The sequence below is a fragment of the Nonomuraea sp. NPDC049649 genome (genome assembly GCF_040675175.1).
In the GTDB taxonomy this organism is placed as follows: Bacteria; Actinomycetota; Actinomycetes; order Streptosporangiales; family Streptosporangiaceae; genus Nonomuraea.
This window is the reverse complement of record NZ_JBFAOH010000015.1, coordinates 43,127-58,685: the sequence shown is the minus strand read 5'-3', so window position 1 is coordinate 58,685 and position 15,559 is coordinate 43,127. Positions and strand designations below refer to the sequence as shown.

The window sequence follows — 15,559 nt, the reverse complement described above, 5'->3', positions numbered from 1 at the left end:
GGTTTCCGGCTGCCGCGAATCTCCGTGCCTTGACAGTCAGGAAACGCTTTCCGTCAGAATTTTGGGAGCGCTCTCACGGACCGGGGCGCCCGGCCGTGGCGCTCGCCCGTGATGTCCCTGACCGGGGGATCTCCGCGAACGCTGCCCGGCGCGTGGCTCAGCCGGTGATGCCGTCGAGCAGGGCCAGGTCGTCGTCGCTCAGCCGCAGGCCGCCCGCCGCGATGTTCTCCTCCAGGTGCGTGAGCCGGCCGGTGCCGGGGATGGCGAGGATGTGGTCGCCGCGGTGGAGGGTCCAGGCGAGCCGCACCTGGGCCGGCGTGACGCCGTGGGCCTGGGCGACCCGGGCGACCTCGGCCTGGCCGGTCTCGTCGGGGCCGTCGTGCCCGGTGCCGCCGGGGACCGAGGTGGCGACGGTGAAGAAGGGCACGAAGGCGATGCCGTGGGCGGCGCAGGTGTCGACGAGGGCTTCGTCCTGCCGTTCGGTCAGGCCGTACCGGTTCTGCACGGTGGCCACCGGCGCGATCGTCATCGCCTCGTTCAGCTGGTCGGCGTCGATGTTGGAGATGCCGAGGTGGCGGATCAGGCCCGCGTCGCGGAGTTCGGCGAGGGCGCCGAAGTGTTCGGCGACGGAGCCGGGCTGCTTGTCCAGGCCGAGGCCCCAGCGGAGGTTGACGAGGTCGAGGTGGTCGAGCCCGAGCTGGCGGATGTTCTCCTCGACCTGGCCGCGCAGCTGGTCGGGCCGGCCGTATTCGAAGGCGCCGTCGCGGGTGCGGGCGGCTCCGACCTTGGTGGCGATGACGAGGTCGTCGGGGTAGGGCTGGAGCGCGGTGCTGATCAGTTCGTTGGCGGAGCGGGTGGGCATGAAGTAGAAGGCGGCGGTGTCGATGTGGTTGACGCCGAGTTCGACGGCGCGGCGCAGGACGGCGATGGCGCCGGCGCGGTCTGTGGGCTTCTCGTCCCAGGGCATGCCGGGCAGGCGCATCGCGCCGAAGCCCATCCGGTTGACGGTACGGTCGCCGAGCTTCCAGGTTCCTGCGGCGCCGGCGTTCGGCTGGTTGGTGGTCGTCATGTTCTCAGCGTGCGAGCGGGCTCGGGCGCTTGTCAGGGTTTGGCAGCAAGCTGCCGATCCGTCCACGGCGCGGCCGGATCGGTCAGAATCGATGGAGTGAGGATGAGCGACGGGCTCGTACGCGCGGGCGAATCGGTCACGATCGTGCGTGGCGAGGAAGAGCTGTTCCGGCGGACGGGTCACCTGTTCGCGACCGTCACCGACCTGGCATGCGCGGCGGCCGGTCTCACCAGCTGGGTGGCCGACCATCAGCCGGACGCGATCGCGGGGCGGCTGGGCGAGGTGCGCATCCGCAAGATCTATCCGTCCGGGCTGCTGCTGGACTCGGCGTCCTCGCGGGAGCTGGCGCGGCGCCGCGACGAGCTCGGCGCGCGGATCCGCATCACCGCCGAGGAGATCAACGAGACGATCGTCATCGACCGGCGGGTCGTGATTCTGGCGGGCGACATCAGGACGGGTCAGCGCAGTTACAGCGTGATCACTCAGCCGGAGACCGTGCAGGGTGTGATGTCGCTGTTCGAGACGGCGTGGCGGTCGGCGACGGATCTCGCCGTCTACAGCGCGCAGGTCGCCGAGATCCGCGAGCTCGCGCCCGCGGTGCTGGACCTGCTCGGCCAGGGGGTCAAGGACGAGGCCGCCGCCCGGCAGCTGGGCCTGGGCCTGCGGACGTATCGGCGGCGGGTCGCCGAGCTGATGGCCGCGCTGGGCGCGGACTCGCGGTTCCAGGCGGGTGTACGGGCGCGCGAGCTGGGCCTGGTCTAGAGCCGGACGATAGCGTCGTTAACGGATATCTGTTATCGGCTCTTGACTGGCATCACCGCTAACGAAATACTGTTGCCATTGATTACATGCCGTCCGGTCACGGGCATGCGGCCGGAAGGTGCTCGCGGGGCCAAGGACCGGACGAGAGCCGGTTCCGTACCGACAAGGAGCATGATGGTCTTCTACGGCAGCAGATTCACCTTCGAACCGGACAGGCCGCCGCGCCGGCACCTCCTCGGCACGCCCAGCCGCCGTACGGTGTTCAAGGTCGCCGCGGCGGGCACGGCCGTGGCGGCGGCGGGCGTCCGGGCCGCCCCGCCCGCCGCCGCTCAGGCGTCCGCCGCGCCGGGGGCGACGGTGCAGGTCGCCATGACGGTCAACGGGCGGCTGCGCCGGGTCACCGTCGAGCCGCGGGTGACGCTTCTGGACGCGCTACGGGAGCGGCTCGGGCTCACCGGCACCAAGAAGGGCTGCGACCGGGGCGAGTGCGGGGCGTGCACGGTGCTGGTCGACGGCGAGCGCATCAAGTCGTGCCTGACGCTGGCGGTGATGCGGCAGGGGGCCGAGATCACCACGGTGGAAGGGCTGGCCCGCGGAGACGAGCTGCACCCCGTACAGGAGGCGTTCATCCGCAACGACGCCTTCCAGTGCGGCGCGTGCACGCCCGGTCAGATCATGTCCGCCGTGGCCTGCATCGACGAGGGGCATGCGGGATCGGCGGCGGAGATCCGCGAGTGGATGAGCGGCAACCTGTGCCGGTGCGCGGCGTACCAGAACATCGTCGCCGCCGTCGCCGACGCCGCCAAGGAGGTGCGGCGATGAGGGCCTTCGGCTACACGGTCGCCCGCGATCCGGCCGAGGCGGTGCGGGCGGCCGCGAACACCCCCGGCTCGACGTTCGTGGCGGGCGGCACCGACCTGCTCAACCTGATGCGCGACGGCGCGGAGGCCCACGACCACCTCATCGACGTCAACCGGCTGGAACTCAGCGACATCACTGCCGGCGCCGGCTCGCTGCGGATCGGAGCGGCGGCCCGGATGCGGCGGGTCGCCGAGCACCCCGGCGTGCGGCGGGACTTCCCGGTGCTGTCTGAGGCGCTGCTGGCCTCGGCGTCCCCGCAGGTGCGCAACATGGCCTCGATCGGCGGCAACCTGCTGCAGCGCACCCGGTGCGGGTACTTCCGCGACGCGGCCTCGCCCTGCAACAAGCGGGTACGAGGCAGCGGCTGCCCGGCGATCACCGGCCAGAACCGGGGACACGCGATCCTGGGCGGCAGCGAGCACTGCATCGCCACCCACCCTTCGGACCTGGCGGTGGCGCTGACCGCCCTGGACGCGACCGTGCGCCTGCTCGGCCCCGGCGGCGAGCGCGCCGTCCCCATCGCCGACTTCTACCTCCTCCCCGGGTCCACCCCGGACCGGGAGACCGCGATGCGCCCCGGCGAGCTGATCACCAGGGTGGACGTGCCGCGCACCGCCCTGGCCGGGCAGTCGCGCTACCTCAAGCTGCGCGACCGGGCCACGTTCGAGTTCGCGGTGGTGTCGGTCGCGGCGGCGCTGCGGACGAGGGGCGGTGTCGTACGGGACGTACGGCTGGCGTTCGGCGGCGTGGGCACCCGGCCGTGGCGCGACACCCGCGTCGAGGCGGCGCTCCAAGGCCGGCCGCTCACCCGGCAGTCGATCGACGAGGCGGGCCGGGTCCTGGTGAGGGACGCGACCTCGTACGAAGGGAACGGGTTCAAGACCGAGCTCGTCCAGCGGGCGCTGATGAGCGTCCTCAGCGAACTGGGAGGGCTCCGATGAGCGGGCTGGTGGGGCGCGGCGTGGCGCGGGTGGACGGCCGGGCGAAGGTCACCGGCGCGGCCCGCTACGCGGCGGATCAGCAGGTGCCCGGGGTGCTGCACGGCGCCCTGGTGATGAGCACGATCGCCCGGGGCGAGGTCCTGGAGATCGACCGCCGGGCGGCGCTGGCGCATCCCGGCGTGGTCGCGGTCTACACCCACGACGACATGCCCAAGCTGAGAACGCCGGAGTTCCCGTACAACAGGACTTTCGTCCCCATGCAGGACACGCGCGTGCACCACCAGGGGCAGCCCGTCGCGTACGTCGTGGCGGAGACCCTGGAGCAGGCGCAGGAGGCCGCGGCCCTGGTGAAGGTGCGCTATCGGGCGGAGGACCCGGTCGCCCGGATGGCGGACGCGCTCGACGAGGCGTTCCTGCCGGACAATTTCCGCGACAGGCCCAACGAGATCGTCCGCGGCGACGCCGCCGCGGCGTTCGAGCAGGCGGCGGTACGGGTCGACCAGACCTACAGCAGCCCGATGCAGCACCACAACCCGATCGAGCCGCACACCACCACCGCCGTCTGGGAGGACGAGCGCACGCTGACGCTGTACGAGAGCACCCAGGGCGTGGTCCTCGCCCGCGCCCGCGTCGGGGAGGCGTTCGGCGAGGAGGTCAGCGTCCGGGTCGTCTCCCCCTACCTGGGCGGCGGTTTCGGCGCCAAGGGGCCGACCTATCCGCACACGCTGCTCACCGCGGCGGCGGCGCGAGTCTGCGGCCGGCCGGTGAGGCTGGTGCTGTCGCGCGCGCAGATGTACACCTCCAACGGCCACCGCGCCGAGTACCGCCACCACCTGCGGCTCGGCGCGACCCGGGAGGGCAGGCTGACCGCCATCGTCAGCACCTCGACCTCCCAGGTGACCCGCGTCGACGGTCACATCTACAACGGCAGCGACTCCACGGTCCGGCTGTACGCCTGCCCCAACCTGCACGTACGGCAGGAGGGAGTACGGCTCGACCTGCCGACGTCGAGCTACATGCGCTCGCCGGAGACGACCTCCCACTTCGGCCTCGAGACCGCGATGGACGAGCTGAGCTACGAGCTCGGCATCGACCCGGTGGAGCTGCGGATCCGCAACCACGCCGACGCCCGCCAGCCGCCGGACCCTGAGGGGCCGTACGAGGACAAGCGGCTGCTGGAGTGCTACCGCGCCGCGGCCGAGGCGTTCGGCTGGGCCCGGCGCGACCCCCGGCCGGGCAGGACCAGGGACGGCGACGAGTACGTCGGGTGGGGCATGGCCACCGAGACCCACACCCACGCCGTCATCCCTTCCACGGTCCGCCTCACCGTCGGCTCCGACGGGCGCGCGACCCTGCGGACCGCCACCCAGGAGATCGGCACCGGCACCTACACCGTGCTCACCCAGATCGTCGCCGACGGGCTCGGCCTGCCGCTCGACCATGTCACGACGCTGCTGGGCGACACCGCGTACCCTCCCGCGTCCCTGTCGGCGGGGTCGTCCACCATGCCCAGCGTGGCCCGCCCGGCGGCCCAGGCGGCGGCGGAGGCGCGGGCGGCCGTGATCGCGCTCGCCGTCGCCGACCCGCGCTCCCCGCTGCACGGCGCGTCCGCCGACGACGTCGTGGCCCGGGACGGCTCGCTGCTCGGGCCGGGCGGCCGCAGGGACACCTACCGCGAGGTCATGCGCCGCCACGGCCGCTCCGTCCAGACGACCAGTGACGAGCAGGACAGCACGCCAGGGCACGCGTTCGGCGCGGCGTTCGTGGAGGTGCGGATCCAGCCGAGGCTGGGCAGGCTGCGCGTGACCCGGGTGGTGACCGCGCACGACCTCGGACGGGTGCTCAACCGCCGGACCGCGCGCGGCCAGGTCATCGGCGGGGTGATGTGGGGGCTCGGCTTCGCGCTGATGGAGCGGACGATGGTGGACCCGGACACCGCGCGGGTCGTCAACCCGAACCTGTCCACCTACCTGGTCCCGGTCTGCGCGGACACGCCGTCGATCGAGGCGCTGTTCGTGGACCGGCCGGGCGCGGAGGTGACCAAGATCCGCGGGTTCGGCGAGACGCCCGGCACCGGCGTGCCCGCGGCCATCGGCAACGCGATCTACCACGCCATCGGGCGGCGTCTCAGGGACGCCCCCTTCACGCTGGACAAGCTGCTCTGACCCGCACGGTCTTCAGGCCCGCCTCGGCGGGCCTTCCGGTGTCCTCTTCGTCAGCCGTTCCGGCCGAGCGGGATGAGAATTTCCGCCAGTTCGCCCGGCATCGAGAAGAAGGGCGAGTGGGAGGCGTCGAGCCTGACGACGGAGGTCGGGTTGCCGGGGAACGCCGCGTCGGCCTCCGCGATGAACTTCTCCTGCACGGCCGGCCGGAGCGCCTGGTCGTTCGTACAGACGATGTACGTGCGCGGCACCGACCCCCAGCCCTCACGCGTCAGGGTGGTGGTGCCCATCATGATGCCGCCCGGGCTGTCGGGAGTCAGCAGCCCGCTCGCGGCGTCGGCGAGGCCCCGGTCCACGTCCCCGTAGAACGCCTCGTACAGGCCCTGCCGGTAGGCCGCGTCGTCCGTGGCGAAGTCGAGCCGGAGCGCGCCCGTCTGGGCCGGGTCCCCCTTCAGCAGCGGCCCGACCAGGCCGTCGGCGGCCTCCGGAATCCGCGTGTACGCCGCCGCGGAGACGTCCGACGGCGGCATGTAGGCGGTGAGGTAGACGGCGTGCGCCACCAGCTCGGGCGTCTGCTGGGCCACGCGCGTCAGTACGGGACCGGCCGCGCTGTGGGCGACCACCGTGACCGGCCCGCCACCGCCGGCCCGCTTGATCTGCTCGGTCAGCAGCTCGGCCGCGTCGTCGAGAGTCACGTCCGCCACCGGCGACACCTCGGTGCCGGCCTTCTCGGGATCGTACGGCTGCTCGGTGAACCAGCGGGGACGGCGGGCGTACAGCCCGTGCCCCGCCATGTCCACCGCCACGGTCAGACGCCCGGCGGCCACCGTATAGGGGACGACTTCGCTCCAGCACCAGGAGCCGTGCCAGAAACCGTGGACTAAAACCAGCGCGGACATGAATGCTCCCTCGGGAGATCGGAATCAGATGATCTCCAGCGTAGTGAGAACACCGACAGTAACGAGGAAGAGCCCCATGCCCGCGACCAGCCTCCCCATCGCGGAACCGTCCTGACCGGCGGTTTCGATGCGGGCATTCCGATCTCCCGGCCGAGGCGGCCTGCTCTCGCCCTGACGCGAGGTCATCTCGACCTCCTCGCCCTCGCGCGTCGTGAAACGGAAGACGGGAAAAGACGCCTTGCCATCGGGGTCGCTGCTCCGTTCCAGGCCGGTGACCACGCCGGGCACCCGAACCTCCTGCCGTGCCCCGCGCAGAATCCAGGCACCGCCCGCCAGGTTCGCCAGCCCGATAATCAGGAGCATGACGGGTGAAGATACCGAGAACAATAAGGGCCGCCTTTCGCTCGGGCGCCGTCATCAGGCGTTTCCCTGAACGACTACGCGCTTGGCGATTTGGTTCGGCTTTTCTCAGACTCCCGCCGTCAAGAAAGCGGCACGATGATCGAGGAACATCGTGACCCCGCGAGGAAATCGAGGACTCAGACCATCGACGGCATCCCATCCCGGCTATCGTCGGGCACCATGCGGATGAACCGGGTCGCCGTCGTCGGGTCCGGCGGCAGCGGCAAGTCGTACGTGGCGCGCCAACTCGGCCGTCTGCTGAATGCGCCGGTCATCCACCTGGACGCCGTCTACTACGACGACGAGTGGAACCCGCTGCCGCCGGAGAAGTTCGAAGCCGCCCAGCGGGAGTTGGTCGCGCAGCCGCGCTGGGTGATCGACGGCAACTACAACTCCTCGCTGCACATCCGGCTGGAAGCCTGCGACACCGTGGACAAGCAGGTGGTGTTCCTGACCAGCCGAGCCAAGACGCGCCGCTGGCTGGAGCAGGTGGCGTCCGCCCGCCTGATTGACCTCGTATGCGCCCCGTCATAGGTCGCCGACCAGGAAGTCGATCGAGTTCTCCAGCTCCTCCTGCCAGTTGATCCAGTCGTGGCGGTGGAAGGGCTTGAAGTTCACCCGGACCGGGATGTCCAGTTCGCCCAGCGCGGAGGTGAACTGGGCGGCCATGCCGTAAACAGACTGCTCGACCACGTCCACCAGCAGCGGGTTGCCGACCCCGTTCTGGTCCCGGCCCGCCTGGCCGTCGCCGGTGGCGATGTAGAGCCGGGTGCCGCGCAGCGCCTCGATCTGGTGCTTGGGGTTGTAGCGGTTCCAGTGCTCGCCGCCGACGGGGCCGTAGATCTGGTCGACGGTGACGCCGCACGCCAGCGCGCCGCTCTGGACGGCGACCATCGTGGCGATGCCGGGCTTGCCCGGATAGTCGAGGTCGAGCGCGCCGCTGAAGGAGGCGGCGGCCGTGAACCTGCCGGGGAAGCGCGCGGCGTACCCGAGTGCTCCGCCGCCGCCCATCGACACGCCCGCGATGGCCTGCCGGTCGCCGGCGCGGTACTCGTTCTTCAGCAGGTCGTAGAGCTCGCCCATGTGGAACGACTCCCACTTGCGGGGCGGGATGCCGGTGTCCTTCCAGTCCATGTAGCCCGAGCAGGGGCCGCTGTCGGGCATGACGACCAGGACCTCGCGGTCGCCCACGATGTTCTTCACGTCGCCCTTGGCGGTCCAGTCGGTGTAGGTGCCGTCTGCGCCGCCGTGCAGCAGCCATAACACCGGCCAGCGGCGCGTCGGGTCCTCGCTGTAGCCGGGCGGCAGGAGCAGCCGGACCTTGCCGGGGACGTGGAGGAGCGGCGAGTCGATCGTCAGGTCGAGGATGCGCCCTTCTTCGACGACCGTCTCGGTGACCTGTGACGACGACGGGGTGGCCTGGGCCGGGGTGGCGAGGGTCAGCAGCAGGGTGAGCGCCGCGAGCAGGCGCGCGATGGAGATCGACATGACTCATGCTCGCTTTTCACGCGCGACCGTTCAAGGCCGGAAGCGCGAGCGCCGGGATCCGTTACCAAGGGTGACTCAGCACGGATGGCTGTCCGCCGTGTCGGACGCGAGCAGCGGCGACGGCTTGTCGAGCAGGCCGTCGAAGGTGAGTGCGCGGTACGGATGCCGGCATGGGTTTCCGTCGCTGACCCAGATGGTCCGGTCGTCCAGGTCCATGATCACGGACGTGACGGTGGCCCACCGCCCTTCCGGCGTGGTTCGTACGTCCGGGTGGCAGCAGACGGAGTTCGGGTAGTCGGCGTGGTCGCTGAGGGCTTCGCGCAAAGAGTCGACGGTGGCTGGGCGGGCGGCCGACGCGATGGCGTCCTGGACACGCTGGAGGCGCACCAGGCTGTCGGGCATCGCGTAGACGGAGACGTCCGTCACCTCCCGGAGCGGCGCCAGGAAGTGGTTGGTGTGGACAGAACCGCCGTCGACCGGCAGCAGGGGATACACCTGGCTGTAGTCGCCGGGGGCGGTCTCCAGGTTGATCGCGGTGCCGTCACGGTGGGCCAGCAGGTAGTTGGCGGAGGAGGAACGCCAGTGGCGCTGGACCACGTCGACCGCGTCGGTCAGCGTGTGGCAGTCGGCCAGGGCACGCAGCACCACGTGGTACGGCAGGCCCGGCGCGCCGCGGTCGGCCGAGGTGACCAGCGCGTTGGTGGCGATGCCGAGCCCGGAGGAGTTGATGCTCGTCTTGGCCAGCAGCCCGGCCTCCACGACGGTGACGTAGTTGGGGGCGTCGTCCTGCTCCACCTCCAGGACGACCACCGTCTCGAAGCCGTGCACGAGCCAGTCCCAGTTCTGCCCGACCAGCGTGTGGCGATCGGCCGTACGGCTGGGCAGGAGCGCGAAGGAGCTGCACTCGCGAGCGTGCTCGGCCCGCATCGACGCGGCTTGGCGGGCGGTGGCGGCCCACATCACCTCGGTGCGCGCGTTCATGGTGAGGACGTCGGCGAATGCGAGCTGAGCGCCGTCGGCTATGCCGCGCATCTCCTCCACGTAGGCGGGGAAGGCCGCCGCGATGGCGTCCTCGAGCGGCGCTGCGGCCGCGACCGCCTGCTCCCAGTTCCAGCCCGCCGCCCTGGCGAAAGCCCGCTCGTAGCCGGCTCTGCCGTGGTGGATGCGGTCGCGGGCGGCTTCACCGTAGAGACGGCCGCGTTCGTACGGGCTGCCGCTCACCCGGATGCGGGGGTATCTCCGTGATTCAGGCATCTTGCTCTCCATGTCTCAAGGACGGGCCAGACCTGTCACCCACCGACCGGCGATCATCGCGGCGTTCGGTGTGGTGGTCGCCAGCTCGGCCGGGGGCAGGTCGCTCAGGGTCGTGGTGAAGTGGACCAGATCGGCGTACTTGCCGGGGGTGATCGAACCGATGACCCCGTCCATGCCCAGGGCTTCGGCGGCGAGCAACGTATGCATGCGCAGCGCGTCGTCGAAGCCGAGCCGCTCGTCGGCGCCGATCACGGTGCCCGACTCCGTCTGCCGTCCCATGGCCGAGGCGATGGTCCGGAGCGGCCGGTAGTCGGAGACGAAGGCGTCGCTGGACAGCACCGTCAGGATCTGCCGGTCCAGCTCCGAGCGCAGGGGCTGCAGCCGGTGCGTGCGATCGCCGAGGGTGGTCAGCAGTTCGTCCCCGCTCTCGGTGAGGAAGTTCGGCTGGTTGACCGGGATGACGCCCAGGTCGGCGATACGTCCCAGCTGTTCGGAAGTCGGCCCGCCGCAGTGCTCGATCCGGTGCCGGCCGGGACCGCGACCGGCCTCGATGGCCTGCAAGGCGTACTCGATGCCCAGGTCGCCCTGGGCGTGGATGCCCACTTGCCAGCCTCTGGCCATCGCGTCGGCCACCAGGTCGCGCAGTTCCCCGGGCTGCCAGAACAGCTGTCCCCGGGTCAGCGCGTCGTCGGAGTAACCGCCGCTGAACAGGGCGGTGCCGCTGGTGAGAGCGCCGTCGGAGTAGAACTTCATGGCTCCGATCCGGAACCAGTCGTCCCCGACCCCGCTGGACAGCCCCGCCTCGCTCAACGCCGGGAGGTTGCTCGACAGCGGCATGGCCACGACGCGCACTCCGAGCCGGCCTGTGCGCCGGGCACGCAGGTACGTGGTCATCTCGCGCCGGGTCACCTGTGGGTCGCAGACGGTCGTGATGCCGGCCGCCTGGTAGGCGCGGATCCCCACCTCGAGCGCGTGGTCGAGGTCTTCGGAAGTGGCGTCGAAGTGGAAGTTGGGGCCGTGGCAGTCGATGTCGACGGCCCGGGGGAAGACGAGGTCCAGGGCGGCGTCGACGCAGTACCCTCGGGCGCGCCCCGTCTCGTCCCGGTCGAAGTAGCCTCCCGTGGGGTCGGTCTCGGTCGCGCTGCCGGCCATCGCGAGGGCGACCGAGTTGACGACGGCACTGTGGCCGGACTTGTGGAAGACGATCACGGGGTGGTTCGGGCTGACCGCGTCCAGGTCCGCGGCCGTGGGCAGGCGGCCCTCCGGATACTTGGCGACGTCCATGCCGGAGCCGCGCACCCAGGTCCCGGCCGGTTGGGCGAGGGCCGCCTCCCCCACCGCCCGGGCCAGGTCGGCGATGGAACGGACCGCCGGGTAGCCGGCGTCGACCCCCGCCATGGTCTCTCCGGTGGCGAGCAGGTGGTTGTGAGGGTCGACGAAGCCCGGGGTCAGGCAGCCGCCGCCCAGATCGACGACCTCGTACCGGGCGCCGGGCAGGGCCGCGCGCACCGCCTCCAGTGTGCCGACCGCCGCGATGCGCGAGCCGCTGACGGCCACCGTGTCGGCGGTCCCGGCCGGCACCCCGGGCGACACCACCTCGGCGCCGGTCAGCAGCACCGTCGCGTCCTCCATCAGGTCACCTCCTGGTCGAGCAGGTGGGCGGCCAGTTCGCCCATCGTGGGGAGCCACACCTCGCCGAGTTCCTCCGCGGTCTCGATCAGCCGTGCCAGCAGCGCCACCCGGGACGGCCGGCCCACGAGCTGCGGGTGGAGCACCATGGTCGTCACGCCGCCGAGGGCGTGCATGGCCCGCAGCTCGTCGGTCCAGATCCGGGCGATCTGATCGTTGGCGAGGAACTGGCGGTAGTTCGGCGGGTTGTTGGCGAACAGCAGGTGGGGGCCGTCGTCGAGGGCCCAGTGCGTCGGGATCTCGACGACGGGGCCGTGCTCGCCGCGCACCACGTACGGGCGCACGTCGTCCATGAAGTTGGAGGAGAACGTGCAGCCGATCTCGGCGAGGATGTCGCGGGTGTGCTCGGTGACGTCGTACAGCGGCGCCCGGTAGCCACGCACGGGCGTGCCGCTCACCTGCTCAAGCGTGTCCTTCACTGCAAGCAGGTGCGCGGTCTCAGCCGTACGGGAGCGGTCCGGCAGCGGGTTGTGGTCGGTGCCGTGCATGGCGATCTCGTGCCCCTCGGCGGTGATCTTCCCGATCGCCCCGGGCGCGGCCACCGCGACGTCCGAGGGCACGAAGAACGTCGTCCGGATCCCGTGCTCGGCGAGCAGCCCGAGCACGAGGTCCAGCCCCAGGCCCAGGTCGTAGTCGCCCGAGGACATCACCGCCGGCCGGGCGGCGTTCCCCGGGTCCTTGGAGGTCCACATGGTGTGGGCGTCCAGGTCGAAGGTCAGGCACAGCGCGCTGCGCTGGCCGGGCGGGTACGCGGGCGGTCTCCGCTCGGTCATGACTCTCCCGATAGGTACTGGCGTGCGGAATCGCACAGGATGTCCACGAGCGCTTCCAGCTCGGCGAGCCGGACGTGCTCGTCGTCGGCGCCCATCGTGGCCGGGTCGGGCCCGATCACGCAGGCGGGCACCCCCGCGTATCGCCACAGGCGGGCGTCGGTGCAGCCGATCCCGGTGGAGGGAACGGGACGCTGACCGGTGCGCCGGGTGACAGCCTCGGTCACGGCCGTGACGATGCCGGCGTCCTCGTCGGTGGCGTTGGCCGGTCCCCTGCCGAGGACCTCGACCCGGGCGCCGGCCTCGCGGGCCAGTTCCTCGACGCGGCCGAGCAGGTCCTGCTGGTCGACCGTCTCGGGGACGCGCAGGTCGATGCTGATCCGGCAGTCGGCCGGGCGCATGTTGACCGCCAGTCCGCCGCGGACGGTGCCGACGTTGAGCGAGACCTCCCGGACGATGCGGGCGGCGCCTTCGCCCAGCAGCCGGTCCATGGCCTCGTCCCGGAGGGTCGGCGGCGGGTGCACGAGCCCGCGGTTGATCTCGGCTACGAGGTCGGCCAGGCGGCGGGCGAACGCTGCGGCGCGCAGGATCGCGCCTTCCCCGGCGCTGGGGTAGGCGGCGTGCATGCTCCGGCCGGGCACGTGCACCATGAGCCAGAGGTAGCCGCGTTCGGCAACCCGCACGAGGCCGAGGGACGACGGCTCGGTGCTGACCAGCGCGTCGCCGAGCAGGTCGGGCCGGCGCCGGAGCAGGCCGCGCGCGCCCATCGGGCCGAAGGTCTCCTCGTCGCACACCAGGACCAGCGAGAGCCGCCCGGGCAGGTCGCCGGCGCTCTCGCGCAGCCTGCGCGCGGCCACGAGGAACGCCGCGACCCCGCCTTTCATGTCGACCGCTCCCCTGCCGTGCACCCGGTCCCCGGCGCGCCGGGGCCGGGACGGCGGGCCGGAGGCGGGGAACGTGTCGAGGTGCCCGTTCCACACCAGGTGCCTGCCGTCCTTCCCGGCCGTCCCGAGCACGTCGACGACGAGGTTGCGGCGGTGCGCGGCCTGCCGGTCCAGCCGGTACGGCAGGCCGGTGCGGTCGCAGTACGCGGCCACGACCCCGGCGACGTCGCGCACGTCGCCGGGCGGGTTCGGGCTGGGGGCAGCCAGCAGGTCGAGCAGGAGGGTTCCGAGCTCGTCCCGGGTTGCCGCGCCGGTCGGTGTCGCCGTCATCTGGCCGCGCTGATGTCGACGCCCAGGTGGTCGAGGACGAAGTCCCGCCACGGCTTGCGATACGGGGAGGCGTAGATGCGGGCCCGCATCGCGGCCGGGGGCGTGGCGTTGACGTTCTCGAAAAGGGCGACGCGCATGGCGTTCGCGCCGCAGGTCAAGTCCCAGACGAAGTTGAACACCCGGTTCTTGGCCTCCGCGCTGACACCCGTACCGGGGAGGAATTCCTTGAGCATGTCCCCCACCGAGCCGTCGGCGAACTGCCGCTCGGAGAAGCGGCTGATCAGGCCCTGGCCGGAGATCTCCCGCAGCAGCTGCAGCATCCGCGGGTAGTGCTCGACGGAGTGCAGCCGCCCAGCGGTGACGTACCGCTCGGCCGGGACGAGGACGCCGTTGGCGTGCGCGGCGGTGTCCTCGGCGGCGAGCACGTAGGCGCGCAGCGCGGTCGCGTAGGCGGTGATCTCCGCTACGGCGTCGCGCACCTGCGGGATGTTCTCCGTGCCCAGCACCTCGACGATCGTCTGGGCGGTGCCGGCGAGGATCTCCGACTTGTAGGCCAGCCGGGCCAGGATGTGCCAGAGCGCGAGGGCGCCTAGCTCGTGGTACAGGCCCAGCATCTCCTCGTTGCGGAAGGAGAACACGTGCTCGCGGGGCACGAAGACCCTGTCGAAGACGAGCAGGGAGTCGGGCTCCTCGCCTCGCACGTCCAGCGGGTGCTCGCCGGTCGTGCCCGGCATGATCAGCGGTTCGCGGGCCACCATCGTCAGGCCCGGCGCGTTGAGCGGCACGTAGCAGAACAGGTTCGCGTCCGGGTCGGCGCCCGGCGTGAGCAGCGTGACGATGGTGCCAATGTGGGAGTGGACCGCTCCAGAGGCGCAGGGCTTGGCGCCGTACAGGACCAGGCCGTCCTTGCGCTCCTCGACGCATCGAAGCCGGCCGGGCTTCTGCGCGGCCGGCACCGACCGGTCCGACTGGACGTCGGCGACGATGTCGGCGCTCATCGCGTTGTTCGCCCGGCCCCAGGTGATGAACGCGTCGATGTTGCGCGCCCACTCCTCGCTGCTGGGGGCGATCCGGTCGGCGACGGAGAGCAGGCCGAGCGCGTTGAATGAGCCGTAGTCCGGCGGCCGCCCGAACACCCCGAAGGTGTGGTACGTGGACAGCCGGGCGAGCTCGCGCCGGGCGACCAGGTCGTCCTTGTTCCGGGGCACCTGCCAGGCGCGGCTGGCCCGCTCCCCGGTCTCCTCGTCCTGATAGGTGGCGATCTCGGCCGTGTCCGGCCGGTGCTGCATGTCGTAGAGGGCGGCGACAGTGTCCACGGCGTCCCGGAACTGCGGGTGCGTGGTGACGTCGGACGCCCGTGAGCCGTCGGCGGCCAGCACGACGCGGCCGTCACGCAGGCTCTCCCGGTATTCGTCACCAGTCTTGAGCATGGTCCTCAACCTTCGATGGGGTCGTCGGGGAGACGGTAGAAGTCACGGTCGTAGTAGAGGAGTGGCGCCAGGGCGGGGCCGCCTTCCCGCACCTTCTCCACCCGGGCGAAGAGCACGTCGTGGTCGCCGATGGTCACGACCTGCGAGACGGCGCAGTCGAGGTGGGCGAGCGCACCGTGCACCGACGGCGCCGGCGGGACGGCGGCGCCGTCGTGCGGGTCCCAGCGCCGGTTGGGCGCCGGATGGAGCACGCCGGTGTCCCCCAGCCCTTCGCTCTCCGGGGAGAAGGACTCCAGAAACTTGGGGGCGCCGGGCGTGGCGGCCGCGCGGGCGATGTGGACCTGGTCGGCCGACAGCACCGAGACGCCCACCCGGCCGTGCAGCCGGGCCGCCCGGATGACCGCGGTGTGCGAGAACAGGCAGATCGACACGACCGGAGGGTCAAGGGTCACCGACGAGAAGCTCGACGCGGTGACCCCCCAGGGCCTGCCGGACACGAACGAGGTCACGACCACGACGGTGGCGGGAACCCGGCGCAGCACGCTGCGGACGGAGTCGGAGAGACCCGGTTCTGCAGTGTGACTGAAGTTCATGCAGTGATACTACAGATCGCGTATC

15 protein-coding genes are annotated in these 15,559 nt (G+C 71.5%); 5 read left to right on the top strand and 10 right to left on the bottom strand.

The annotated features are described in order from the left end of the window. Positions 1-157: 157 nt before the first annotated feature. Positions 158-1,069 (bottom strand): aldo/keto reductase, encoded by a 912-nt coding sequence (locus tag AB0J42_RS20515; protein ID WP_364296600.1) that lies wholly within the window; start codon positions 1,067-1,069, stop codon positions 158-160. A 102-nt stretch (positions 1,070-1,171) separates the two neighbouring features. On the opposite strand from AB0J42_RS20515, the gene AB0J42_RS20510 reads away from it, so the two are divergent. From AB0J42_RS20510 to AB0J42_RS20495, 4 genes are all read left to right on the top strand, one after another. Beyond that, positions 1,172-1,831, top strand: a complete 660-nt coding sequence (locus tag AB0J42_RS20510; RefSeq protein WP_364296598.1) for a DNA-binding response regulator — start codon at positions 1,172-1,174, stop codon at positions 1,829-1,831. A 369-nt stretch (positions 1,832-2,200) separates the two neighbouring features. Next, entirely contained in the window at positions 2,201-2,653 is a 453-nt protein-coding gene (locus AB0J42_RS20505; protein WP_364296735.1) for a (2Fe-2S)-binding protein, read from the top strand. Then, entirely contained in the window at positions 2,650-3,633 is a 984-nt protein-coding gene (locus tag AB0J42_RS20500) for a xanthine dehydrogenase family protein subunit M (protein ID WP_364296596.1), read from the top strand. Before AB0J42_RS20505 ends, AB0J42_RS20500 begins: the two co-directional genes overlap by 4 nt. Beyond that, on the top strand, positions 3,630-5,798 hold the full coding sequence (locus AB0J42_RS20495; RefSeq protein WP_364296594.1) for a xanthine dehydrogenase family protein molybdopterin-binding subunit: 2,169 nt from the start codon (positions 3,630-3,632) through the stop codon (positions 5,796-5,798). Before AB0J42_RS20500 ends, AB0J42_RS20495 begins: the two co-directional genes overlap by 4 nt. A 50-nt stretch (positions 5,799-5,848) precedes the next feature. Here AB0J42_RS20495 and AB0J42_RS20490 read toward each other — a convergent pair whose 3' ends face one another. Together AB0J42_RS20490 and AB0J42_RS20485 are read right to left on the bottom strand one after the other, a co-directional pair. Further along, on the bottom strand, positions 5,849-6,694 hold the full coding sequence (locus AB0J42_RS20490) for an alpha/beta fold hydrolase (protein WP_364296592.1): 846 nt from the start codon (positions 6,692-6,694) through the stop codon (positions 5,849-5,851). Between the two features lie 24 nt (positions 6,695-6,718). Next, positions 6,719-7,057 carry a hypothetical protein gene (locus tag AB0J42_RS20485; RefSeq protein WP_364296590.1) on the bottom strand — a complete coding sequence of 113 codons (339 nt, stop codon included), beginning with the start codon at positions 7,055-7,057 and terminating at the stop codon, positions 6,719-6,721. 219 nt (positions 7,058-7,276) lie between these two features. On the opposite strand from AB0J42_RS20485, the gene AB0J42_RS20480 reads away from it, so the two are divergent. Beyond that, positions 7,277-7,630, top strand: a complete 354-nt coding sequence (locus tag AB0J42_RS20480) for a hypothetical protein (RefSeq protein ID WP_364296588.1) — start codon at positions 7,277-7,279, stop codon at positions 7,628-7,630. Here the strand turns inward: AB0J42_RS20480 and AB0J42_RS20475 are convergent. The 7 genes from AB0J42_RS20475 to AB0J42_RS20445 form a co-directional block, all read right to left on the bottom strand. After that, the gene (locus AB0J42_RS20475; RefSeq protein ID WP_364296586.1) at positions 7,625-8,584 is read right to left on the bottom strand and encodes an alpha/beta hydrolase family protein; all 960 of its coding nucleotides are present in this window, start codon (positions 8,582-8,584) and stop codon (positions 7,625-7,627) included. The genes AB0J42_RS20480 and AB0J42_RS20475 overlap by 6 nt on opposite strands. Positions 8,585-8,659: 75 nt before the next feature. Next, positions 8,660-9,838: a C45 family peptidase gene (locus tag AB0J42_RS20470; RefSeq protein ID WP_364296584.1), complete on the bottom strand. Its 1,179-nt coding sequence runs from the start codon at positions 9,836-9,838 to the stop codon at positions 8,660-8,662. Between the two features lie 15 nt (positions 9,839-9,853). Beyond that, positions 9,854-11,470: an amidohydrolase gene (locus AB0J42_RS20465; RefSeq protein ID WP_364296582.1), complete on the bottom strand. Its 1,617-nt coding sequence runs from the start codon at positions 11,468-11,470 to the stop codon at positions 9,854-9,856. After that, positions 11,470-12,300 carry a polysaccharide deacetylase family protein gene (locus AB0J42_RS20460; RefSeq protein ID WP_364296580.1) on the bottom strand — a complete coding sequence of 277 codons (831 nt, stop codon included), beginning with the start codon at positions 12,298-12,300 and terminating at the stop codon, positions 11,470-11,472. Before AB0J42_RS20460 ends, AB0J42_RS20465 begins: the two co-directional genes overlap by 1 nt. Further along, positions 12,297-13,511 (bottom strand): M20/M25/M40 family metallo-hydrolase, encoded by a 1,215-nt coding sequence (locus AB0J42_RS20455; RefSeq protein ID WP_364296578.1) that lies wholly within the window; start codon positions 13,509-13,511, stop codon positions 12,297-12,299. Before AB0J42_RS20455 ends, AB0J42_RS20460 begins: the two co-directional genes overlap by 4 nt. Continuing rightward, positions 13,508-14,941, bottom strand: coding sequence for a 4-hydroxyphenylacetate 3-hydroxylase N-terminal domain-containing protein (locus AB0J42_RS20450; RefSeq protein WP_364296576.1), 1,434 nt, complete (start codon positions 14,939-14,941; stop codon positions 13,508-13,510). Before AB0J42_RS20450 ends, AB0J42_RS20455 begins: the two co-directional genes overlap by 4 nt. A 5-nt stretch (positions 14,942-14,946) precedes the next feature. Then, the gene (locus AB0J42_RS20445; protein WP_364296574.1) at positions 14,947-15,534 is read right to left on the bottom strand and encodes a flavin reductase family protein; all 588 of its coding nucleotides are present in this window, start codon (positions 15,532-15,534) and stop codon (positions 14,947-14,949) included. Between the last annotated feature and the right edge of the window lie 25 nt (positions 15,535-15,559).